Source organism: Streptomyces sp. NPDC051219, assembly GCF_040682335.1.
Lineage (GTDB): Bacteria > Actinomycetota > Actinomycetes > Streptomycetales > Streptomycetaceae > Streptomyces.
Genome location: NZ_JBFBAS010000029.1, coordinates 25,186 through 47,545 on the forward strand (window position 1 = coordinate 25,186; position 22,360 = coordinate 47,545).

General features: G+C 67.6%; 21 protein-coding genes and 4 pseudogenes. 10 read left to right on the top strand and 15 right to left on the bottom strand.

The window, feature by feature from the left end:
• The first annotated feature begins 51 nt into the window (after positions 1 to 51).
• A complete protein-coding gene (locus AB0M62_RS26745; RefSeq protein WP_366076846.1) occupies positions 52 to 744 on the top strand; it encodes an alpha/beta hydrolase in 693 nt (230 codons plus the stop codon).
• A gap of 1,316 nt (positions 745 to 2,060) precedes the next feature.
• Here the strand turns inward: AB0M62_RS26745 and AB0M62_RS26750 are convergent.
• A complete protein-coding gene (locus AB0M62_RS26750) occupies positions 2,061 to 2,501 on the bottom strand; it encodes a MarR family transcriptional regulator (RefSeq protein WP_366076847.1) in 441 nt (146 codons plus the stop codon).
• 130 nt (positions 2,502 to 2,631) lie between these two features.
• Between AB0M62_RS26750 and AB0M62_RS26755 the strand changes: the two genes are divergently transcribed.
• On the top strand, positions 2,632 to 3,654 hold the full coding sequence (locus AB0M62_RS26755; RefSeq protein ID WP_366076848.1) for an NADP-dependent oxidoreductase: 1,023 nt from the start codon (positions 2,632 to 2,634) through the stop codon (positions 3,652 to 3,654).
• Positions 3,655 to 4,962: 1,308 nt separating this feature from the next.
• Here AB0M62_RS26755 and AB0M62_RS26760 read toward each other — a convergent pair.
• Positions 4,963 to 5,451: pseudogene (locus AB0M62_RS26760) on the bottom strand (MarR family transcriptional regulator); the annotation flags it as partial.
• Between the two features lie 119 nt (positions 5,452 to 5,570).
• Between AB0M62_RS26760 and AB0M62_RS26765 the strand changes: the two are divergent.
• Entirely contained in the window at positions 5,571 to 6,086 is a 516-nt protein-coding gene (locus AB0M62_RS26765) for a YceI family protein (RefSeq protein WP_366076849.1), read from the top strand.
• 27 nt (positions 6,087 to 6,113) lie between these two features.
• On the opposite strand, the gene AB0M62_RS26770 is transcribed toward AB0M62_RS26765, so the two are convergent.
• From AB0M62_RS26770 to AB0M62_RS26795, 6 genes and pseudogenes are all read right to left on the bottom strand, one after another.
• Positions 6,114 to 6,386 carry a hypothetical protein gene (locus tag AB0M62_RS26770; protein ID WP_366076850.1) on the bottom strand — a complete coding sequence of 91 codons (273 nt, stop codon included), beginning with the start codon at positions 6,384 to 6,386 and terminating at the stop codon, positions 6,114 to 6,116.
• A gap of 1,162 nt (positions 6,387 to 7,548) precedes the next feature.
• On the bottom strand, positions 7,549 to 7,866 hold the full coding sequence (locus AB0M62_RS26775) for a type II toxin-antitoxin system PemK/MazF family toxin (protein WP_366076851.1): 318 nt from the start codon (positions 7,864 to 7,866) through the stop codon (positions 7,549 to 7,551).
• Positions 7,863 to 8,102, bottom strand: coding sequence for a hypothetical protein (locus tag AB0M62_RS26780; RefSeq protein ID WP_366076852.1), 240 nt, complete (start codon positions 8,100 to 8,102; stop codon positions 7,863 to 7,865). The genes AB0M62_RS26775 and AB0M62_RS26780 overlap by 4 nt, the downstream gene beginning before the upstream one ends.
• Positions 8,103 to 8,291: 189 nt before the next feature.
• Positions 8,292 to 9,061, bottom strand: a pseudogene (locus AB0M62_RS26785) (transposase).
• A 256-nt stretch (positions 9,062 to 9,317) separates the two neighbouring features.
• Positions 9,318 to 9,764: pseudogene (locus AB0M62_RS26790) on the bottom strand (transposase); the annotation flags it as partial.
• Between the two features lie 257 nt (positions 9,765 to 10,021).
• The gene (locus tag AB0M62_RS26795; protein WP_366076853.1) at positions 10,022 to 10,564 is read right to left on the bottom strand and encodes a GNAT family N-acetyltransferase; all 543 of its coding nucleotides are present in this window, start codon (positions 10,562 to 10,564) and stop codon (positions 10,022 to 10,024) included.
• Between the two features lie 96 nt (positions 10,565 to 10,660).
• Between AB0M62_RS26795 and AB0M62_RS26800 the strand changes: the two genes are divergently transcribed.
• Positions 10,661 to 11,374, top strand: coding sequence for a hypothetical protein (locus AB0M62_RS26800; RefSeq protein ID WP_366076854.1), 714 nt, complete (start codon positions 10,661 to 10,663; stop codon positions 11,372 to 11,374).
• 505 nt (positions 11,375 to 11,879) lie between these two features.
• Here AB0M62_RS26800 and AB0M62_RS26805 read toward each other — a convergent pair.
• Positions 11,880 to 12,260: a hypothetical protein gene (locus AB0M62_RS26805; protein ID WP_366076855.1), complete on the bottom strand. Its 381-nt coding sequence runs from the start codon at positions 12,258 to 12,260 to the stop codon at positions 11,880 to 11,882.
• Positions 12,261 to 12,747: 487 nt separating this feature from the next.
• On the opposite strand from AB0M62_RS26805, the gene AB0M62_RS26810 reads away from it, so the two are divergent.
• Complete coding sequence (locus AB0M62_RS26810) at positions 12,748 to 12,891, top strand: helix-turn-helix domain-containing protein (protein ID WP_366076856.1); 144 nt, start codon at positions 12,748 to 12,750, stop codon at positions 12,889 to 12,891.
• A 58-nt stretch (positions 12,892 to 12,949) separates the two neighbouring features.
• Here the strand turns inward: AB0M62_RS26810 and AB0M62_RS26815 are convergent, their stop codons facing one another.
• The 4 genes from AB0M62_RS26815 to AB0M62_RS26830 form a co-directional block, all read right to left on the bottom strand.
• Complete coding sequence (locus AB0M62_RS26815) at positions 12,950 to 14,125, bottom strand: PQQ-dependent sugar dehydrogenase (RefSeq protein WP_366076857.1); 1,176 nt, start codon at positions 14,123 to 14,125, stop codon at positions 12,950 to 12,952.
• 569 nt (positions 14,126 to 14,694) lie between these two features.
• Positions 14,695 to 15,174 (bottom strand): hypothetical protein, encoded by a 480-nt coding sequence (locus tag AB0M62_RS26820; protein WP_366076859.1) that lies wholly within the window; start codon positions 15,172 to 15,174, stop codon positions 14,695 to 14,697.
• Between the two features lie 3 nt (positions 15,175 to 15,177).
• Complete coding sequence (locus AB0M62_RS26825) at positions 15,178 to 16,272, bottom strand: glycosyltransferase (RefSeq protein WP_366076860.1); 1,095 nt, start codon at positions 16,270 to 16,272, stop codon at positions 15,178 to 15,180.
• 249 nt (positions 16,273 to 16,521) lie between these two features.
• Complete coding sequence (locus AB0M62_RS26830; RefSeq protein WP_366076861.1) at positions 16,522 to 17,829, bottom strand: glycoside hydrolase family 18 protein; 1,308 nt, start codon at positions 17,827 to 17,829, stop codon at positions 16,522 to 16,524.
• 261 nt (positions 17,830 to 18,090) lie between these two features.
• On the opposite strand from AB0M62_RS26830, the gene AB0M62_RS26835 reads away from it, so the two are divergent.
• The gene (locus tag AB0M62_RS26835) at positions 18,091 to 18,339 is read left to right on the top strand and encodes a helix-turn-helix domain-containing protein (protein ID WP_366076862.1); all 249 of its coding nucleotides are present in this window, start codon (positions 18,091 to 18,093) and stop codon (positions 18,337 to 18,339) included.
• A gap of 260 nt (positions 18,340 to 18,599) precedes the next feature.
• On the opposite strand, the gene AB0M62_RS26840 is transcribed toward AB0M62_RS26835, so the two are convergent.
• A complete protein-coding gene (locus AB0M62_RS26840; protein WP_366076863.1) occupies positions 18,600 to 19,172 on the bottom strand; it encodes an EF-Tu/IF-2/RF-3 family GTPase in 573 nt (190 codons plus the stop codon).
• Between the two features lie 234 nt (positions 19,173 to 19,406).
• Here AB0M62_RS26840 and AB0M62_RS26845 point away from each other — a divergent pair.
• Positions 19,407 to 20,171 (top strand): annotated as a pseudogene (locus AB0M62_RS26845) (IS5 family transposase); the annotation flags it as partial.
• Complete coding sequence (locus tag AB0M62_RS26850) at positions 20,168 to 20,491, top strand: hypothetical protein (protein ID WP_366076864.1); 324 nt, start codon at positions 20,168 to 20,170, stop codon at positions 20,489 to 20,491. The pseudogene AB0M62_RS26845 and the gene AB0M62_RS26850, both read left to right, overlap by 4 nt.
• A 121-nt stretch (positions 20,492 to 20,612) precedes the next feature.
• On the opposite strand, the gene AB0M62_RS26855 is transcribed toward AB0M62_RS26850, so the two are convergent.
• Positions 20,613 to 21,236, bottom strand: coding sequence for a dihydrofolate reductase family protein (locus tag AB0M62_RS26855; RefSeq protein ID WP_366076865.1), 624 nt, complete (start codon positions 21,234 to 21,236; stop codon positions 20,613 to 20,615).
• Positions 21,237 to 21,339: 103 nt separating this feature from the next.
• On the opposite strand from AB0M62_RS26855, the gene AB0M62_RS26860 reads away from it, so the two are divergent.
• Complete coding sequence (locus tag AB0M62_RS26860) at positions 21,340 to 21,510, top strand: hypothetical protein (protein ID WP_366076866.1); 171 nt, start codon at positions 21,340 to 21,342, stop codon at positions 21,508 to 21,510.
• A gap of 273 nt (positions 21,511 to 21,783) precedes the next feature.
• Complete coding sequence (locus AB0M62_RS26865) at positions 21,784 to 22,326, top strand: hypothetical protein (protein WP_366076895.1); 543 nt, start codon at positions 21,784 to 21,786, stop codon at positions 22,324 to 22,326.
• The last annotated feature ends 34 nt before the right edge of the window (positions 22,327 to 22,360 follow it).

Here is a 22,360-nt window from a genome sequence, read left to right on the forward strand (position 1 = left end):
AGCGATGCCTGGTGCATCCTGGCTGTCAGCCCCCTCTACTACGGTGCCGGGATGACTGATTTCGTACTCGTAGCGGGCGCGTGGCTCGGATCGTGGGCGTGGGACGACGTCGTCCCGGAGCTGCGGGCGGCCGGGCACGGCGCGCACGCGCTGACGCTGTCCGGGCTCGCGGAGCGACAGAGCGTGCCGGCCGGGCAGCAGACCCATGTGCAGGACATCGTGGGGGAAGTGGAGCGGCTCGGGCTGCGGGACGTCGTCCTCGTTGGGCACAGCTACGCGGGCATCCCCGTCGGGCAGGCTGCCGAGCGGATCGGCGACCGGCTGAACCGGATCGTCTTCGTCGACTCCGGTGTGCCCACGCACGGGGAGTCGATGGTCTCCGCCTGGTGGCAAGGGCAGGCAGTCTTCGAAGCGACACTCGCCCAGAACGACGGGTTCTGGGTCCCGCTCACCGCGCCCGAATATGCGGGGCAGGACCTCACCGACGAGCAGGTCGCCCGGATCGTCAGCAGGTCCACCCCGCACCCAGGTGCGACGGTCACCGAGCCGGCCATCCTGGAGCGGCCGCTCGGCGAGCTCCCGGCGACGTACATCAAGTGCCTGCTCGACGGGCCGGAACCGAGCGAGGACGTGGCGCGGCTGCTCAAGAGCGAGCGCTGGCGGCTGGTGGAAATGGACACCGGGCACTGGCCGATGTTCTCGAAGCCGCGTGAACTCGCACGGATCATGCTCCAGGACATCTGACGCGACCGCCGGGCCCTTTTACTGGGGCCCGGTGCACAGCGTCAAGCCAAGCGAGGCTTGCGACTTGGAGAGGCAGCAAGCCCTGCATCTCGTCACGGGCTCGGTGGAATCTGATTCGAAAATCCAGCACCTCCGCAGTTCAGGCGGTTCTACTGACTGCAGGGACACTTGATAACCGAGCATGTTGAGCTGGCTCACCAGGCGGCGGGTCTGCCGCGTGCGGCCGGTTCTCTGGAGGAAGTAGCGCTGGCGACGGCTTCGGTTGCCTATCAGGCCGAGGTGGAGATCACTGCTAGGACGCCTGCTGATCCGGCGAGAGGCTGCGGTGATGTTGCCCGCATCCCAACCAGCGCTGTAGAAGGGTTGCACGCCGCAAGCTCCGCTGTTTTCGGCCAGGTTCGGCGGTGACCGCCGGTGTCAGCTACTGATGTCAGCGGCTGCACGCGGTCGTGACGTTATGCCGTGTCTGGCACGCAGCGGGCTCAGCTAACTTTGGTGGCCTCCCTCGCCCGCGTCTACCGCCCCCGCGCCCTGAACCACCTGGCAGCAACTATGGCGAGACCTGCGATGGCAACGACCGTGACGGCTGCGCCGATCATGGCTCCCAGGTCCATTGTTCCAAGCATGTTCGTCTCCTTAGCTGCCTGATGGCAGTAGCCCGCGACACACGATCGTGTTCCGCGTGGGAGATGAACATGGCACCCCGCCCCTGCTCGTGGAACCCGATACGGAAAGTCTTGAGGATCATCTGAGCTTGGCTCTCGTTCAGTAGCGCATGCCGCACCTGCCCATGCTCCTCTACCCACCACTTACCCCAGCTCCCATCCCGTCCGCCTTCGACCCACACACCGTGGAGCGGGCGTTCCTGGCGTCAAGGTGGAGCGCGCCACTGTACGAACGACCTGAACGCCCTGGGCCGCGTCTGCTCGGCTCTGTCTGGGTCGAAGGTGGTCGGGATGGGAGCCCACACGACGCACGCCACGCTCCGGCCGGCACTCACGAACGGCGCCCCTCCATCTCCGAGCCCGAGCGCCCCTGCCGGAGGTTCGTTCTGACCGTGGCCGCTTGATGCGGTGATCGACTCATGGCCCCCGGGCCCTATCCATCGTGGGCGCGCGTCGGCGCAGCGCGCGCGGAGCGGGCCGAAGGCAGGAGAAACGGGCGCAGCCAGAGCCGGGAAGCGCGCCGGGCGGAGCGGAGCGCAGCCGGGTGCGATCGCGGTAGAGAAATCCGTAACCGCGTAGGCCCAGTACGAGGACGACCCTCCGCCTCGCGATCGCCCGCACCGGACGACGCGGGCTGCTCCGACGCAGGCCCTAGCTCTCCACGCCCACCATCCGCTGCAGCAGGTCCCGCAGCGTCAGCCGTTCCCCCTCGCTCAGCCCCGCCAGCGGCTCCCGGGCGAAGCGCAGGGATTCGCGCAGGCCGCGGGCCACCCGGCGGCCCTCGTCCGTCGCCGCGGCCAGTTTCACCCGGCGGTCGGCCGGGTCCGGGCGGCGCTCGACGAGGCCCCGGGATTCGAGGCGGTCGACGATGCCCGTGACGTTCGAGGGCTCGCAATTGAGCTTGTGGGCCAGCTTTCGCATGGGCAGGGGTCCGAGGGCGAGCAGGCTGAGCAGCCTCGCCTGGGCGCCGGTCAGAGCGTGCTCGGCGGCAGCATCCTCGTACTCCTCGTGGTAGCGGGCCACGACCGAGCCGATCAGGTCGACGACTTCCATGGTCAGCGCGTCGGGGCGGGTGCTCTGAGGTGTGGCCATGGTCGTCAGGGTACCCGTTTACTTGACACCATGAAATGTTTAGGCGCATGGTTGTTTTGTGTACTGAAATACCTGTGGTACCGATGTATCTGTTGGAACCAGGCACCGAAACATTGAGGAAAGCGCCCCCATGACCAACACCCCCGCACTCCCTGACGTCAACCGCGAGTGGCACCTCCTCAGCCGCCCCGTCGGCTGGCCCAAGCCCGAGGACTTCGCCCTGGTCGAGGCCCCGATGCCCACGCCGGGTGAGGGACAGGTGCTGGTGCGTAACCTGTACGTCTCCGTGGACCCCTACATGCGCGGACGCATGAGCGACGCCAAGTCCTACGTCGCCCCCTTCGAGCTGGGCAAGGTCATGCAGGGCGGCGCCGTCGGCGAGGTCGTCGCCTCCAACGCCGAGGGCATCTCCGCCGGCGACCACGTCCTGCACTTCTTCGGCTGGCGCGAGTACGCCGCCGTCGACGCCGAGAACGCCGTCAAGGTCGACCCGCAGGCCGCGCCCCTGTCGACGTACCTCGGCGTCCTCGGGATGCCCGGGCTCACCGCGTACGCCGGCCTACTGCGCACCGCCGCCTTCAAGGAGGGCGACGTGGTGTTCGTGTCCGGGGCCGCCGGCGCGGTCGGCAGCCAGGTGGGGCAGACCGCGAAGCTCAAGGGCGCCTCCCGGGTCATCGGCTCCGCCGGGTCCGACGCGAAGGTCAAGCTGCTCGTCGAGGAGTACGGCTTCGACGCCGCCTTCAACTACAAGGACGGGCCGGTGAGCGAGCAGCTGCGGGCCGCCGCGCCGGACGGGATCGACGTGTACTTCGACAACGTCGGCGGCGATCACCTGGAGGCGGCCATCGGCTCCCTCAACCAGGGTGGCCGGATCGCCATCTGCGGCATGATCTCCCGCTACAACGACACCGAGCCCGCCCCCGGCCCGCGGAATCTCGTCCGCCTCCTCCAGACCCGCAGTCGCATGGAGGGCTTCCTGGTCAGCGACCACGAGGACCTCCAGCCGCAGTTCGTCCGGGAGGTCGGCCCCTGGGTCGCCTCGGGCGCCCTCAAGTACCGCGAGACCGTCGTCGAGGGCATCGAGAACAACCTGGAGGCCTTCCTCGGCATCCTGCGCGGCGACAACACCGGCAAGATGATCGTCAAGCTCTGACCTGACGGCGCGACGCGCCAGCGGCCACTTGTGGAAGGTCACCTCCGGGCGCTCCGGCGACGGGCCGTCCAGCAGGGGCCAGGCCGGCGCCCTTCAGGTGGAGGTCGAAGAACGCCCGCCACACAGGCGCGCGTGATCTGCTGTGACCGTCTTTCCCGACTTCGACGGACAGCAGGTGAAGACCCCTCGCCCGACAGGGGCTCCTCCGGCGGGAGGAGCCCCGGCCGGTCGCCCAGCACCGGGACGTCGGTGAAGGACAAGACCAGCGGAGACTTTCCGCGTACGGGCAGCGCCCCGGCGCGGGCGGGGTAGTGCACCGGGGACTAGAGGCAAGGCCGTTCAGTTTGCGGGTGGGTGGGATTGTCCAGGGGCCGTTACTCGCGTCAGACCGAAACGGGGGACCGAATGCGGTGGTTATCCACGCATGTCCTGAGGACTGTGCTGCGGGCGGCCTGAGATGGCTTCCACGCCATTTGATGTCGCAGCGGCGCCTTTGATACTCGCGGGCCCGGTGGTCCGCCGGGTCGACGCGCACAGCGCCACCGTCTGGGTGGCTCTGAAGGCCCCCCGCAAGGTGACGTTCGAGGTCCGTGAGGGCGCGGCCGCCGCTGATGCAGGGGACCCGGGTGACCGCCCGGATCGGCGAGCACCTGCACGTGGTGTCCCCGGCCGGGGACACCGGGCTGGACAAGGTCACCCTGCTGGTATCGGCGGCCCCGGTCGTCGGCCATCCCTATCTGTTGGGCTTCGCCACCCCCGCGCTGCGGACGCTGCGCGGCGACGCCGCCGACCTGGTCGCGGACAAGGACGGCGGGACACCGCAAGCGCGCCTTCGAGGCGATGGTGGCGCGGGTGCTGTCCAACGCGGCCGCGGACGACGGCGGCGTGCGCCGGCGCCGGGTGGTGGCCCTCTCCAGGCCGCGGAAGGTGCCCCACGTGTGGATGGTCCGGCGCGGGAAGCGGGGGTGGGGGAGGGCGAGGGGGAGGGGGGAGGGGGAGGGTGGCCGGTTCCGGCGCCGGGCGGCGCCCCGCGACCGTCCGCGGAGGTGATGCCGGCGAGCGGCGGCTCCCTCGCTGTCCGGCCGCGGCAGCCCGGCTCGGCCGCCGGCGGCGCGCCGCGCGGCAGTCACCGGGCACCCGGGCCGGGTGGATCAAGCGCGGGAGACGCGCTCAGTCGGCCACGTCGACGGCCTCCTGTGCTGCTTCCGGCGCCGCCTGCCCCGCTTCCGGCGCGTCCTGCGCCTTCCGGGCGGCGTCGGCCCTCGCCGCATCCGCTCCCCGGGCGGCTGCCGCCTTTCGCGCCCCCGTCTCTCCGGCGAGCCCCGGCAACAGCCCGTACATCGCTTCCCGCTGGTCCGGCCCCATGACATGGGTGAGCGCGTCGACGACCGTGGTGGCCAGCGCCCCGGACGCCTCCTGCAGTAGCAGGCGTGCCTTGTCGGTGAGGGCGACCTCGACGCCCCGCTTGTCGCCGCACACCGACTTGCGGGTGACGAGGCCGGCGTGCTGGAGGCAGGCGATCTGGTAGGTGAGCCGAGTCTTGGGGCGGCCCAGCAACTCCGCGACGCGCGTCATCCGTAGCCCCTCGCCGGGCTGCTCCGCGAGCAGGCACAGCACCAGGAACTCGTCGTGCGAGACGTCGAGCTGCTCCTTCACGGCCGCGCGCAGCCGCTGCTCCACCGCTCCCACCGAGGCGAGCATCACCATCCAGGCCCGAAGCTCGGCGGGCAGTAGGCCGACCCCCTGAGCGGACGGGCATTCGGGCAGGTCGGGGCGGTGCTCCTCGAGGTCGGCCATGGCTCGAGTGTACCTGTTGTCCAAATTTGGAGGAGGGGTTGTCCGGATTTGGATGACCCGTTAATGTGAGGCAGGTCATCCAAATTTGAATCACTCGTTCACTCGCACAGGAGAACACCATGACCGTCGCCGTGGAAACCGGACTGTGGCAGCTTGATGCAAGCGCCTCCACCGTCGCCCTCCGGCACAAGACGATGTGGGGCCTGGTCACCGTCAAGGGCACCATCGCCGCCGTCGCCGGCCAGGGCGAGGTCCGCCCCGACGGGTCCGCCGTCGGCACCCTGACCTTCGGCGTCACCTCCCTGGACACCGGGAACGCCAAGCGGGACGCCCACCTGCGAGGCGCCGACTTCTTCGACGCCGACAACCACCCCGAGATCACCTTCGCGGCCAGCAGCGCCGAACTCCGCGACGGCGACGCCGTGCACGTAGTCGGGCAGCTGACCGTGCGTGGCATCAGCCGGCCGCTCTCCATCACGGCGCGCCTGACGGGCGCGGACGCCGACGTGCTCACGCTGGACGGTGAGTTCACCGTGGACCGCGCACAGTTCGGCATGGGCGGGGGCCTGCTGGGCATGATCCGCGGCTTGGCCACGGTCACCACCACGCTCCGCTTCAAGCGCGCGGCTGCCTGACGCCCTACACGAGTCATTCCGATGTGATCAGTGGTCATAAGCGATCCAGGAGCGCATGACGGGCTGGCCCGTCTTGTGGTTGTGCCAGATCGCGGCGGCCATCGCGAGGATGCATTGGGCGACGCGGACGGCGACACCTTCGAAGGTCCGGCCACCGTGCTGTTCCAGGTCGAGCTGGACTTTGAGGGTGTCGTTGACCGACTCGATCAGCTGCCGCACCGACTTCAGAATGCTCTCGCCCTTGAGCGTCTTCTCGCGCTTGAAGGAAGGACGCAGCAACTCCGCGCCCCGAAAGGCCATCGGCCTCGAACACCTTGGAGGCGAAGCCCCTGTCCGCGATCACCAGCAGGCTCGGCCGGTCCGTGGCCAGGTGCGGTTCGCGGTCCAGCATCGCCGACAGCACCTCCCGCTCGTCCAGCTTCGGGTTCGCCAGTGCCCACAGGATGGGCATCCCGGTCGGGGTCACACCAGAAACAGGCGCAGACCCCAGAAAACCGAGAGTGCGAAGCGCAATACCCGTATCCGGCCCAGCCGGCCATGTCCGACCGCTTCACCGTCGGACGCGAGCGGCCACACTCCACTGGCGTGGAGTCGATGACCCAGTGGTTGTCGAACCAAAAGTCCGTATCAACGGCCAGTAGCCGTATTGCCTTCTTGACCAGCGGCAACGCTGCCCGCAGCAACTTGTTCCAGCCTGGCTGCTCGGGCACGTACGGGAACATCGCTCCCAGCCGGGAGTCCACGAACCGCAGCCAGCGCGACTCCGAGGTGAAGCCCAGCAGAGCCTGCGCCACGGCAAGGGTGACCAGATCGGAATCCGTCAGCTGCGGCGGTCGGCCAATCCATCGGGTACCTCCGAGCTCGTCGTCAATCGGCCGCCCTCGATCGGCAGAAGCGTTCCTGCCTGGCCGGGGCCGCTCCCGCGAGAGTCGGCCTGGACGTTGACGACGGGGAAGCCGGAACGGGCGTTCTCGGGGGCGCGGTACATGCGGCTGGCGTAAACAGGACCCGCTCGCGGACGACGGCGTCGAGCAGGTCGCGGCTGGCCAGCATCATGTAGTGGGACTCGTGCCAGCGCCGGAACCAGCCCTGGGTGGAGAGCGCAACCATTCCGGTCGGCAGCGGGGCGCGCTGAGCTCCACGCTCGACGAGTCGCCGAAGGGTGCCGGGCACGAGGTACTCCATCGCTTCTGCGCCGCCGGACAAGAGCAGGTGGGCGACTCGCTTTCGATGCCGAACACCTCTTCCACAGCCCAGTCCCGCGCCCAGTCATCCCCCGCATAACGGTGCGGGCGCGGCCCTGCCGGAGGAGGAGCCGGGCCTGTACCGTGCACCGCGTCGCGGAAGAAGTCGGGCAGCACGCCGGCGACCTCGGCGGCCGGGTCACCTGGGCATCGCTCGAGGTCAGAACATGACAGCGCCCCCGCCCTGGATACACCGGCGGGGGCGAGGGCTGGTTCACCTACAGGTCGAGCACAGCGCGCACCGCGCGGTCGACGCGCTCCATGTCTTCGCCGGCCAGGAAGCCCAGGCACTTGCCCTGCTCGAACCGCTGAGGCCGGAACGCCGCGATGTCGGGGGCCATGACGACACCGCGCACCGGCTGTTCGATGGGGACCGTGACCAGGGTGTCCAGGGCGTCCTCAGCTTCCTGGATCAGGGCGCACAGGATGCCACCCGGGTGCAGCCGGATCACCGCGTCGTTCTCGATGACCACAACGGTGCGTTCCCGGCCCACGGTGGGCAGGCGCCACACCGACCCCCGCAGAATCTCGGTCACGCAGCGTCCGCCTCTTCGAAGTCTGCCTCTGCGGCCGCGGACACGTCGTCGAGCGGGTCGCCCGCACGCAGTCGCGCGTACTCCGCCATCCCGTCACGCACCAGCTCGTTCCGCAGCGCCTTCTCTACGTAGTGGGAGAACAGCTTGGGACCGACCTTGGCCTTCGCGCGCTCGGCGAGATCCGGCGGGAGCGTGACGCTGTACTTCCCCCGTGCCTGCTCCTTGGGTGTCGTCATGCCAACCATCCTACCGTTCGGAAGACACGGGTGTGAGGTGCGATCGACAACACGAAAAGTAGCGGCAGACACGCAGAAGGGGCGTCAACCTGGCCCGGTTGACGCCCCAACTTCCCACCCAGCACCTCGCCAAAGGGGGGTAAGGACCACTTAGTGGGCGTTTGATGTAGGCGAATTGCGGTTTATTTGCTAGTAGGTTCCTCGCCACGTGGGTGTGGTCTCGTCCGTTATGCGCTTGGCGAGGTTGTCGATCGAGGCGATGTGGATCATGGCTTCGGAGCTGGAGGTCAGGTTTTCGTAGTCGCGTGCGAGACGACGATGCATCATGATCCATCCGATACTCCGTTCCACGACCCAGCGCCTTTTGGCGACATGAAAGCCGCGGATTTCAGGGTTTCTGTTGACGACCTCGACGTCGATTCCGAGCTTCGCTCCGTGCTCGATGACGGCGTTCTTGAAGCCGGTGTCGACCCAGCTCTTGGAGATGGTCGGGTAGGTCTTCTTGGCCTGGCGAGCGTGTCGGTGATGATGCCTCGCTTCCGGCCTACGATCTTCTTGGCGGCGTCGGTTTCCTGCCTGGTCAGGGGCGCGTTCGTGGAGGTCTTCACGCTCTGGGTGTCGATCACGGAGGCGGTCGGTTCGGGCTTGCGCCCCTCTTTCACGCGGGCGAGGCCGGTCAGGTCGTAGTTGAGCTGGGCGAGGATTCCTTCGTCACGCCAGGCGGCGTAGTAGGCGTAGACGGTGCCGTGGTTGGGGAAGTCGTGCGGGAGGTATTTCCACGGGATTCCCGTGCGGTTGATGTACAGGATTGCGTTGAAGACATCGCGCAGTTCGACCTGGGCCGGCTGGCCGGTGGGTCTGCGATCGAGTCGGGCTTTCCTCCAGGCGGATAAGGTCGGTTCGATCAACGCCCATCGGGCGTCGGACAGGTCGCTGGGGTACGGCTTCCGCTGGCTCACGAAAGGGCTCTTACATGAACTGCGGCACCGACAGCGTTACTTGACGAACTGGGCGGGTCTGTGACGTCCGTAGACCAGACGGAATCTGGGTGCGAGACACGGAGCAAATGGACACCGAGGCCGAAGTTCGGAAGGCCGCGAATCTACATGTAGGGCGCAAATCACCTCAGAGAGACCAGGTCGCAAGGGCGACGTAACACCGCAAGGCATGCCTAAATGCCCACTTAGAGCTCGCGCAGATAGGCGTGCGCTCATGAAAGGCGTCGATGACCGTGGCTCGGCGTTCGTAGCAGCGGGCGAGCCGGTGGAAGGCGTTCTGCCAGGCGTGGGTGCGCTCGACGTGCCACCGCTGGCTGGCCTGGATCGGCGCCTTCTCGCCCTTGTGCGCGATGCGGCCGTGCAGACTGCGCGCGGCGAGTTCAGTGCGGGTCTTGTCCGAGTCGTAGCCGGCGTCCAGGTGCACGGTGATGTCGTCGGGTAGTGACCCCAAGTCCTCCAGCCGGTCCAGGGTCGGGGCAAGCAGCGGGGAGTCGTGGCGGTTCGCTCCGGCCAGGACCCTGCCGAGCGGTATTCCGTAGCCATCCGTCATGCCCGAGCGTTTCAAGCCCTGCTTGCCTCGATCGACCGGTGAGCGCCCGGCGACCTCGCCGCCGCCGGGGGCCTTGGTGATGGAGCCGTCGATGGCGATCTGGTCGAGCACGAGCGACGATCCGGTCGGCAGAGTCCGCTGCCGAAGATCCCGGAGAGGTATCTGGCACGTAAGTGGCACGACGTTTCTCCCCCGTTGGCTTGAGCGCCGGAGATAGCCACGGTGGAGTCCATGTATCGCGGTTTCTGAATGCCTGAGGAAGGCGCCGCTCATGATCGGCGTCCTGCTGGAACTCGACGAGGCCCTTGCCGCGACCGGGCCCATGTCAGCCGCGCCATTGTCCCCCTTGACAGCCTGGTGGAGGCAGAGGGTCAAGGGCGGTTCAGACCCCACGTCTGCAGGGCGTAGGGTCGCCCCTTCTCCTCACCCGTGATCAGCGGCACGTCGAGCGGTCGGAAGCCCGCCTTGGTGGCCACGGCGACGCTGGCGGCGTTCTCGGCCTCCAGCTCCAGGATCACCTGCTCTGCGCCCAGCTGCTCGAAGGCGTACGCGGCCATCACCCGCACCGCCCGCGCCGCCAGCCCCTGGCCGCGGTGCGCCGGGCCGATCGCGTAGCCGAGCTCCGGACCCTCGGAGGCACGCCGCAGCATCACCTCGCCGAGCGGTGCGCCGCCGTCGACGGTGATGGCGAGCAGGATGGTCGTGCCCTCCGCCCGCAGCTGCCGGTCCCGGTCCAGCCGTGCGCGAGCGGCCGCTTCGCCGAATGGGGAGACGATCGGTGTCCAGTACGCGATGTCGGGGTGGTCAAACAGCTCCGGCATCGCGGCCAGGTCCGCCTCCGTCCAGTCGCGGAGGACGAGCCCCTCCCCCGAGAGCTCGATCCGCTCGGGAAAGGACGACGTGGTGCTGCTCATGGTGAGGGACCTCCCTGGCCTGTTCAGGACGAGGCAGGATAACCGGGGGCAGGCAAAGGCTCACCAGTATTTTCCGGGGACTCTCACACCCCGGCCGTGGTGGTGCGCTCGGCTTTTCATCAGCCCCCCGCCCAACCCAGCTCCCATCCCGTCCGCCTTCGACCCACACACCGTGGAGCGGGGAGGATCGATGCCAAGGTCCGCCAGGTCGCTGAGGCGCTGGACCTGGATGACCGACTCGACCAGTCCGCCAGGCGCCTCACCGCCGACGACAAGCAGCTGATCTCTCTCGGCCGTGGTCTCGTCCGCAACGACGTGGCGGCCTTGCTGATGGACGAGCCGCTGACCGTCATCGATCCGCAGCTGAAGCACTCGCTGCGGCGCAAGATCCGTGAGATCACCGAGCAGTTCCAGCCCACAGTGATCTACGTGACCCACGACCAGTACGAAGCAATGAGCATTGCGCAGGAAGTGCTGGTCATGAAGGACGGCCGGGCCTTGCAACAGGGCACGCCGGAGCAGCTCTTCGAGGCACCCTCGTCGACGTACGTCGGCTACTTCATCGGATCACCGGCCGTGAACGCCCTGACCGTGGACCGAGAGGCCGGGAACATCACCTTGGGCGGTCGGACCCTAACCGTGGCGTGGGACGTCCCGAAGAGCACCACCGAGGTCCAGGTGGGAGTCCGGCCCGAGTACGTCAAGGTCGTCACGGACCCAGGCCCCAACACGTTTCCCGCCATGCTTCGGGGCGTCCGGGACAGCACGGCCCGCAGCGCGTACTCGAGATGGAGTTGGCCGGCCAGCTGATCAGGGCCAAGGTGCCGCGGGAGGATGGAGTTCCTGCGAACGAGGAACTCCTGGTGCATCTGCCGCGCGCCAAGACCCTCCCCTATACGGAAGGTCACCTGATCCTCCGGTCATAGATCTGTCGCTGCCGACGACGGATCAGCTGCAGTCGGGAAGAGAGAACCGCCCGGCCCTTCGACGGCTCGCCCGCCAGGTGACCATCGCGTCATCGCGGCGGCCCGTCGAAGTCAGCCTCGGTTCAGCAGTCGAGCTACGTCGAGGCGTCCGTCCGGCCGCCGGCGACGCTCAAACGCCCGCCCGCCGGTTGTTCGGGCGGCGCCGTGTGGCGGAGGCCCGTCGTCCCAGTCTCACGGCCGGAGCAGGACGACGGGCCTCCCTCAGACGCCGGCCTCTCTCGTGCTTGGGGAGTCAGACAGGGGGCCAGGGGAAATGAATCGAGCCCCTGCAGTACCGCGCCGGGCGACGCCCCAAGTCCTCAGCCCTGGACCTGCTGTGGCGAGTGAAATCAGCGCACAAGATAGAGGGTGAAGGCTCCACCCGACTCAGAGATGCGGGCGACGTGACCATAGCCACGGGCAGTGACGTACGCGCCGGTGCCGCCGGTGATGGCGAGGTCGAAGTCGCTGGGCGGGGTGCCGACAGGGGTGGTCTGCAGGTGTTGCCACGTCACTTGCCCCCGGGGGAGGCTGAAAGTGCCTGTGCAGAGATTGGTTTGTGCCGCCACTCGGGTGCACACCGCTCCCTCGGTGCCATAGCTGACACCTCTGCGGAAGAGGTTCGCGGTGATGATGATCTGATCGCCGAGCCCGGGTCCGGGTGTCCCGCCGTCGACCACTGTGATTCCTGTGCCCGTCGACGTCAGGCTGATGACCTCCGTGCGCTTCATGTCCCTGTCCCTGTCCCAGTCTCGTGCGTACGGGTCGTTGGACGCAGAGGCGGAACCCGCGAGAGTTGCGAGCGACAACGCCGTTGCTGCCACCACGCCCCACTTCGAAATGGAAAGCATTCTTCCTCACCTAATGAACGCGGATCCTTTGTTACAAGAATTCTCATTGTGTGATGTAGTGTCAATTCTGAAACTCACCAATAGTGCCTGGTTCATCCATCCGGCGGCATCTCCTACAACACACCCAGCACGACCGCGTCTCAGCCCTTCGAACAGCAAGACGCTTGACGGGCCGACCGCTGCCGGCGCCGGGCGTGGAATGCGACCGGCATCCGCGCCCGAAACGGCTGGCGGCATGACCGACTCATCGGAAGCTCCTTGCGTGGAAACCCCGGCCTTCGGGCCGGGGAGGAAACGCATCCTTGGCCCGGAGCCGCGAAGCGGCGGAGCTCGCTGCGTTGTCAGTGGCGGCCGGTAGGTTGATCACATGCATCTGCGGTTCTCCTTCCGGATCGAGCCGACGCCGAGTCAGCGTATTGCGCTGGCCCGTACGTTCGGCTGCGCCCGGGTGGTCTACAACGATGCGCTCGCCGTCCGTAAGGCGGCGTGGAAGGCGGACCGCGGATGCTGACAGTCGACGGCCCGCCGCGCACCCGGCGGGCCGTCAGTGTGCCGCATCGCGTACGCGGCTACTCCTGGACGGTGATGGTGACCTTGAGGATCTTGTCCTTGCCCGGGCCGTGAGCGTTCGTCGCCATCCACAGTTGGTCCTTGCCCGGGACCTTGGCCAGGGCCCGCAGTCGGCCGTACACGTCGCGGTAGTAGGCGCGCGGCACGCCGACCCGGTCACTGTCGCCGTCGATCGGCACTCGCCAGAGCTGACTGCCCAGCAGTGTCGAGACGTAGATGACGTTCGAAACCACCGCGATCTGGCTCGGCACGGCCTCCGCGGGACGCCAGGCGTGCTTGGGGTTGGTCATGCCCTCGACGCGGCAAGGACCTTCGCAGGCAGGCCAGCCGTAGTTCTTGCCAGGCTTGATCAGGTTGAGCTCGTCGTACTTTTCGTCTCCGATCTCCGCCGACCACAGCCGCCCCCTGCGATCCCAGGCCAGGCCCTGCGGATTGCGGTGCCCGTAGCTGTAGACATGGTTACCGAATGGGTTGCCCGGGGCCGGCTCACCCCTCGTGGTGATGCGGAGGATCTTGCCGTTGAGCGATTCCTTGTCCTGAGCCAGCTCGGGCACCCAGGCGTCACCGGTGGTGACGTAGAGGTAGCCGTCCGGGCCGAAGGCGATCTTCCCCCCGTTGTGGTCCCTGGCCTTGCGGATCCCGGTCAGCACCGGGGTGTAGTCGCTCAAAGAGGCCCCGTCGAACCGCATCTTCGCGATCCGGTTACCGGTGGCCGTGGTGTGCATGAAGAACACGTCCTGGTCGGTGACGCCGTCCCAGGTCGGCGACGGTGCAACTCCCAACAGCCCGCCGTCGCCCTTGGTCTTCTCGTCCGCGGTGACTACAGAATGCGGGATCCTGCCCACCAGCTCCTTGGAACCGTCACGCAAGACGTGCCACACCTTGAAGCTGTTGCGCTCGGTGGTCAGAGCCGACTGCCCGTCCGGCAGGAAGCTGATGGTCCACGGCTCTGTGAAGCCATCGGCGATCTCGGTGACACTGGTCGGCGCACCACCGGGCTCCGAGCCCTGCCCCTGCGAGTCGGCCGCACGGCTCACCGCCCGAGGAGCGGCCGGCTGCGCCGCGCCCGCCGAGGGCATGGGTGTCAGGCCGGCTGCCAGCGTGGTGGCGATGAGAGCGAGCGAGGCCGTACCCAGACGTCCGGGATGCAGCGCCGCACGAGTCGAGCGGAGCATGAAGAAACCCTTCTCTAGCGGGGGGAGGCGGCCACGGGGCACAGGCACCGGGAACTGTCCGTTGTCCTACGCCGTCCGCAGGGCCGACACACCGAAGGGCAACGGCGAGTTACCACGGGAACCACGCCCGCTTCTGCACAGGAGTCTTCGCCGGCTGCCACAGCACGCCAACTTGTGTTGAGCCATCCACCACCACCGGCAGGCCCCTGCCCGCACCCCTACGGCTCATCCGGTCGCGCCGATGCCGGATTGGGCGACCTCTACCGATGAGTGTGCGGCGAGACCGGTCGGTATGGGTGAACAGGAGAAACCCTTGACCATCAAGATCCACTGCATGGATCAGGCGAAGGTGGACCACTGCTGGAACAAGCTCTCCGAGTGGGCGAAGAAATCGCCTGCGTCTGACTGAACGACTAGTTCGGCGTGTCCTGGCAGGGCGTCACCACCGTGCTCATTGACATGAGCGGCGACCCGGACCCAGACCCAACCGGAGACGGCCGAGCGGGCCACTGAGTTAATGCTCACGAAGGTCTCGCATGCCGACCGGATAGTTTCCGGGCAACGCCTCGCTACGCCTGCTTGACGACACCGCCCATCTTCGAAAGGGACAGCTTCTCCTGTACCTGGAACATCAGCCTCCCGCAGTCGGGGCACAGCTCGGCCAGAATCGAGGGATGGGGCTTGGTGGGGTGGGGATGCCGACTGTGGGCGCAGGCCCAGCCCAGGAAGTGGTAGGCGCGGCGCACCACCCGGACGAGCCAGGGGGCGAGGACCAGCAGCACCAGCAGGCCGCCGCCGATGTACTGCGCCCACCGGAACGTGTCGTACAGCACGCCGTCCCGCCTCAGCGCGCCGATGGCCGGATAGCGCTCGGCCACCAGCCAGACGCATGTCACGATGGCGGCGACGATGGCCACATGACGAAGCATCGTCCGCCAACGCTGCCAGGTGCTGCGGCCGTGCACTGCCTTGGCCAGCTCGGTCACCGGCATCACCAGGACCGAGAGAACGTAAAAGAGTGTCGACAGCCCTGGGATGCCGAAGATCATCTGTCAATGACCTTTCTCGTAGACAACGAGCCGTTGGCGGAGGACAAACTCCTTCCACACGGCTGCGAGCAGATGCCATCCGTTCACGAGGCGCACTACAAAGAATGACGGGAAGCTGATGAGTGCCTTCCCCATCTCTGCGCGTCCTCGGGCAGCGAGCAGCACTGGCACGAGAATCACCGGTGCATCGACCACGTAGCCGATCATGAACAGCGGACTGAAGACGACGGCAAGAATCGGCAGCGCCACCAGAAAGAACAGCGACCCGACGATGCCGTCGATGAGGGAGGCCATGACGGCCCAAAAGAGATAGGGGATCTTGAGGATACCCCGCCAGTGCAGCTGTACGTTCTGCAGATACGCATGGGACCACCGCTTGAGTTGCTTGTTCATGAACTCGTAGGTGCGTGGTTCCACGGGGTAGCAGACGGCCTGCGGCACAAAGCGGACCGTCCAGCCGAGCTGGTACAGCGTCCAGGTCAGATCCATGTCTTCGGCCATGGTGCGCGTCGACCAGCCGCCGGCAGCGCGGAGCGCGTCGCTGCGGTACATCGACAGGCAGCCGGAGGAGATCATCGGCTTCCGGTAAAAGTCCTGGACCTGTTTGAAGAAGGAGAACGCGAAGAGGTATTCGATGTATCGGCCGCGTTCCCACACCGACCGCACGTGCCGTGGCACCACAAACCCACAGGCCGCGGCCACATCGGGGTCGTCGAACACTTCGGAAAGCTTCTCGATGGCGTCCGGTGCCAGGGCGGTGTCCGCGTCGAGGATCATCGTCAGCGGAGTGTCGACATGCCCGTTCAGGGCGAAATTCTGTGCCCCCGCCTTGGTTCCGGTGTTGGCCTCCGGACGGATGACCCTGACGCCGTAGAGACGCGCCACATCGCCGGTGCCGTCGCTCGAGCAGTCGTCGACGACGATGATTTCGGCGGCCTCCAGAGTTTGCGTCTGCAGAGACCGGACGGTATCCCCGACGTGTTCGGCTTCGTTGTATGCCGGCACGATGACGGTCACATCCAGACGGCCATCCGGCCGTCGGTACGGACGCATCGGAGGTGAATCGGCGTCGGTTGCCGCAGGAAGGTGATTAGTCACCTAATCACGGTAAAGCGGCCTCACCCGTCCCGCGCGCTCCCTCCCCCATTCGGCCGCATGTTGCGGCGGTCACGGGCTATTTGAGAGTTCCTCACATGGGTCCTCGCACACATGCTCCACCTCAGTATCCGATATCGGCGATGCCGCCGGGGCGTCGGCGCCGCGGACGGCCCGGGCGCGGCGCGGGTTGTCCGTATGGGGAAGCCGGGGTAGGCGCCGGCATTGGTCAGCTCCCGCGGACGCCCGGGGTCAGCGCCCGTTCCGCAGTCCCTCGTGGACGGCGTTGACGAGCGTTCCCCTGTCGTCGTCCCCGCTGAGCGTCCACATCATGACACCGCCGAATCCTTGCTTCCTGACGAAGGCGGCCTTGGCTTTCAAGGTCGTGGCGTCGTCATACGTCCAGAACGTCTTGCTCGCCGTGTCGTACTTCCAGGCGGCTTGGGCGGCGGGGTCGCGGAAGACCTTGCCGGGCTGCCGGGTGATGAACTGGTACTCGTTCGCCTGCACCGCAGACTCGGCCGCCTGGTACAACCCGTTATTCTTCGGCTCGACGCCCTTCCAGCCGTAGCCGTAGAAGGGGACGCCCAGGACGACCTTTCGCGCGGGAGCGCCCATCTTCACATAGCTCCGGGCCGCCTCGGCGAGGCTGAGCCGCCTGCTTTCGGCGTCCTTGTTCGTGCTGAGGTGGAGGTTGGCACTGTGGTCGGTCGGCCCGTGGAAGGACCACGGACCGGCGAAGTCGTACGTCATGACGTTGAGGAAGTCGGAGTACCGGGCGACCTCGCCGACCTCGATTCTGTCCCGCTTCCCTGGCCCCGGCGGGAGGGCCGCAGTGAGCAGGTACGTGCGCTGCTTCTGCCGGCCCACATCGTCGAGCTGTCGACGGAACTCGGCCATGAGGCGGGTGAAGTTACGGGTGTCCTCAGGGCGGTACCGGTGCCCGTGAGCATTCCGGGAGGCCGGGTACTCCCAGTCGATGTCGATGCCGTCGAAGACCCCGAAGGCGGAGCCCGGCCCCCCCTCGGTCTTCTCCTCCCCGGGGAGCTCCGGCAGATCGCCCCTGATGAACAGCTTCAGGCAGGAAGAGACGAGTTGTCTGCGGGACTCGGGCGTCAGGGCGCTGTCGGAGAAGTGCGAGGACATCAGTGACATGACGACCTTGAGATGGGGATGGCGCTTCTTGAGCTTGTGCAGCTGATTGAAGTTCCCCTTGAGGTTCTGCTCCGGACGGTCTGCGACGCCGTCCACGGACTCGGCGGCGGATGCCGGGCGCTGGTAGTCGGCCCAGGCGTCGCTCAGGGGGGTGTTGTTCGCCTCGATGCAGACACCATCCTCGGTCACCTGTGCGAAGGCATAGTTGACAACGGTGAGCTTGGAGGCGAGGTGGTCGATGTCCTTGACCCGAAAGCCCTCCCAGATGCCCCATCCAGGGAAGTAGCCGACACGTTCCAAGACGATCCGGTCCGGAGCATCCGGGGGACCCGGCGATGCGGCGGCGATCAGCGCCGCCGACGCGCCCGCGGCGATCAGCGCGGTCCTGAACGGTCCGATACGCATGTGTCGTGATGCAAAGGCCATGAGGCTCCCGGATCCGTTCGGCGGCGAAACCATGATCGGGAGCACGCTGTCACATTCGGCGATGCACCGGTCGAATCATCGAAAAGACCGCCGAAACGGCCGTAAGAGCGTGCTCCGATGGGAGGACGGCTGCGCGGCCGAGTTGCTGAGCACTGGCGAAGGCGCTCCCGCGCTGTCGCTGGAGCGAGTCACCCGTGACCAGCACGCGGTAGGTCCCCCGGACGGCCGGTTCGTGGTTGGGTGCGCACCGCCCGGCAGGGCCTGAACGCCGCCCGCGCCCGCGGCGCCCGCCCGCCGGCCATGACACCCGAGCAGGTACGTCACGCCCGCGACTTGCTCACCCGCCCGGAAAACACCGTGACCTCGATTGCGAAGCTGCTCGGCGTCTCCCGCAACACCATCTGCAACTACCTGCCCGAGCTGAAGGGGGGCCGCCTCGCGCTCGCCCTCAACGCCTTCATCACCGCAGCCACTACCCATATCCATTGATCCACAAGACCTGGGGCATCCACGGTGCCCGCTGATCACTCCGCCGAAGGCGTTGGCCGTGCGACTCGGCGTACGCTGCCGCCCGCCCGGTCGCTTCCGGCATCTGCGGCCACAGCCAACGAGCGTCACAACCGACCAGCAACGGAATTGGCCAGCAGGATCGGTGACACGGTTCTTACCGGCACCCAGTCTTCCACGGCACGGCACGGCACGGCACGGTCACTGTCGCAGCGATACGACTGTGGCTCCGCCCATGAGATTCAGGGCAGGAGCCGGGTCCCGGTCCCCGAGCCGGCGGCGCGACCGTGGTGACGGACAATTAAAGACTGGCCGTCCTCAAGAGCGGCGGGTCGTTCGAGCGTGACTGTCACTGCGGCCTTGTGAAGCGGCTGCAGCGCGTCCATTCCGAGAGGCAAAGTCACGATGCCCCGCACCGCTCCGGCGCGTATGTAGAAGTCGAGGCCCTCACCAGTGCGCACCTCCGCACCGCCCTGATCCTCCGGCAGCAGTGCGACGTCCGCACTGAAGGCGACGTGAGCGCCGATCGAGCCCGGTGCTGCAAGCACCTGCCCCCGTTTAACCGCTCCCGCCGCTGCACCCGGAAGCAGTAGCCCCACGTTCATGCCCGCAACCGCCTCCTCGACGCGTAGCTCGCACCCGTCGATACCGGTGACGCGGGTGATCGCACCGCCGCCGAAACCAACGATCTCCACGTCGTCGGCCGTGCAGACCCGCCCGCGCTCGATCCGGCCAGTCGCCCGGACCACCCTGCCCTGGTTCAGACAGAAGACATCCTCGACGACCAGCAAGAACGGCTTCTCCGCAGCATCCATCGATCCCCCGCCACCCAGCATCCGGCGTTCCCGGACATCCGAGACTAGCAACGATCACCATTCGTCCCGGCCCACGCTTGACAGCGGCAGCACCGATGGCCAGAGCGTGCGCGAGCTTTCCCGGCGTCGGACAACACATGCGCACTGCGGTACCGCCGTGCCGGCGGGCGGTAGGCTCCGGGCCGGCGCTCGCCGTGCACGCCGTGAACCTGTCGGGCCACTTCGGGTAACAGGAGGTCGGTCAGCGGGCACGCGGGCCAGTACGAGATGTGCGTAATCGTCAACGCGATCCTTTACCAGGGCCGTACCGGCTGTCAGTGGCGCTATCTGCCGCACGACCTGCCGCCGAAGAGCGCGGTGTATTATCACTTCGCCCTGTGGCGCGACGACGGCACCGCCGAGACCATCCACGACCTGCTGCGCTGGCAGGTCCGCGAGGTGCGCCGGCGGCGCGAGGACCCCACCGCCGTCGTCCTGGACTCGCAGACGGTGCGGGCCTCGGCGAACGCGCCGAAGGACACAACCGGACTGGATCCGGGCAAGAAGAGCCCGGGCCGCAAGCGGGGCATCGCCACCGACGTGCTCGGCCTGATCATCGCCGTGGTCGTGACCGCCGCGAGCGTGTACGACAACGCGATCGGGATCGCTCTGCTGGACAAGGTCGCCGCCACCGCGCCCACGGTGACGAAGGGCTGGGTGGACTCGGGGTTCAAGCAGGCCGTGGTCGAGCACGGCGCCCGCCTCGGCATCGACGTGGAGATCGTCCAGCATGAGCCCGGCAGGCGGGGGTTCGCCCCGGAGCCGAAGAGATGGGTGGTGGAGCAGACGTTCGGCACCCTCATGCTCCACCGCAGACTCGTGCGGGACTACGAGAGGCGGCCGGCCAGCTCGGTGGCGATGGTCCACTAGTCCATGAGCGACGTCATGCTCCGCCGCCTCACCCGCACCAACGCCTCGACCTGGCGCCGATGCCCCCAGGCGAGCGGGAGCTCCCGGTGAGACAGCTCCTGGACAAGATCGAGACCCGACAGCGGCTGGTGCAGGAGACCGCCGAGCGGCTGCGTGAGCAGATCGCCCGGCTCACCGAGCAACTCACCGCCGTTGAGAAGACCCTTCAACGCCTGGAAATTGCCCGGGAGACCATCCTGGAACTGACCGCCGAGAACGGCGCCCCACAGCCCGAGCCGCTGCCGCCCGGCTACCGCGAGATCCTGGCCCTCTTCGAACAGCACACCGACGGACTCCGCGCAAGGACGTCTGCCACACGCCCGGCACCGGCACCGAGCCGCGGCACACCGAAGGCATGCGCGCCAAGCTAAACGCCTGGTCAACCGCGGCATCTCGCCGAACCCGAACCCGGCCTGTTCACGCTCTCCCAGCCGGCACCGGCCGCCTCAGAGACCGGCTCAAGCTGAAACCCGAGACCCACAGAACACGAGCTCAGGAGTGCGCGCCGGCCTCGTAGGTCCCGTATTTGGGCAGTCCTGTCGGCTCGTAGACCTGGGCCGTGACTCCACTCGGTGTCGTCTCGTTGCGCAGCAACCGCAGCCCGGCCGGAGCGCCGTTGTCCGGGAACAGCCGCCGGCCACTGCCCACGACCACCGGCGCGATCATCAGCCGCAACTCGTCGACCAGTCCGGCTGCCAGCAGCGACGCGCCGAGGCGGGCACTTCCGTGGATCTGCAGCTCCCGCCCGGGTTGCTGCTTCAACTCGGCGACCTGGGCCGGCGCGTCCCCGGAGAGGATCGTGGTCGGCTCCCAGTCGGCCTTGGCCAGGCTGTGCGAGGCCACGTACTTCGGCAGGCCGTTCAGCTTGGCGGCGATCGGGTCGTCCGGGTCGTTCATCTCCGGCCAGTCACGCGCGAAGTTGTCATAGGTGCGGCGCCCGAACAGGAACGCGTCCACCTCGTCGAGCCAGCCCGTGACGATCCGCATGAACTCGTCGTCCAGATGCGGCACGAGCCAGCCTCCCCGGGTGAACCCGTCGCTGGTGTCCTCCTCCGGGGACCCAGGACCCTGCGCCACGCTGTCCAGCGACAGGAACTCCTGCACAATCAACCTCACGGTGCACTGCCCTTCCTCAGCCCCGAGACGCTTGCCGCCCCGGCCCAGTGGAGACCGCGCGACTGGCGAAAACTCATCGCGCTCTTCGGCGGGAGGCTATGCGGTGAACAGGCCCACTGGCAGCTGGTCCCGCTACCGGGACGGCCGGTGCGTGCTGCACTTCAGTTTCGAGGATCTGGGCCAGCGGGTGGGGGACAACCCGGACTGCCTGTCGGCCGAGCTGCTGAATGCCGGGCTGATAGGACCGGCCGCGTACTGCGGTATGGAGGACTAGGACGGGCACGACTGCTTCGACCATCACTATGACGACGACGACCGCTTGGTGCGGGCGATAGCGGCCGCCTTCGGCCTGCCGTCGTCGCCGCTGGCCGCGGAGGAACTGGCGCGACCCGCCGCGGGCAGCATTACGGGACTGTCCTCATTGACTGCGATACCAGCCAGCCTCTCGACCTGCTGCCCGGCCGGGACGCCGCCACACTGGCAGGCTGGCCTACACGAAGATCCCGGCGCCGAGATCATCTGCCGTGACCGGGCCGGTTCCTACGCCGTGGGCGCCCGCACCGGTGCCCCAAACGCGGTCCAGGTGGCCGACCGGTTCCACCTCTGGCAGAACGTCGGCACCGCCGTCGAAGCCAGCATCCGACTCCACAGCAAATGCCGCCAGATGGCTGTCACCAGCCCTGATGGCCCGACGAACGATGACGACAGCGTGGGTGCCACGACGGCGATGTCGCCCATCGAAACCGGCATCCGAGAGCGGCATGCGACCGTCCATGCCCTGCTAGCCCAGGGACACGGCACCCGCGAGATCGCCAGAGAACTGCAGCCTCGATCGTTCATGAGTCACCGTCAGTTCGCTGATGGATTGTTGGTGCGGTCTTTTCGGGGCTGGGGCAGGCTGAGGGGCCCGGCTCTCGCGTCGGGCGGGCGCACGGTGAAGCGGAGCCAGTGCCGGCGGCCGGTGTGCACGTGGGCGTGCACACGCCAGACGTGTCCGGTGCGGGTGAGGTTTGCGCCGGCAGCGCGTAGTGGGCCGGGCTGCCGGCGGGACGGCGGGACGGCGGGGCGGCGGGGCGGCGGGAAAATGTAGCCGTCGACCGCACGCCGGGTGCTCGACTCGGTGG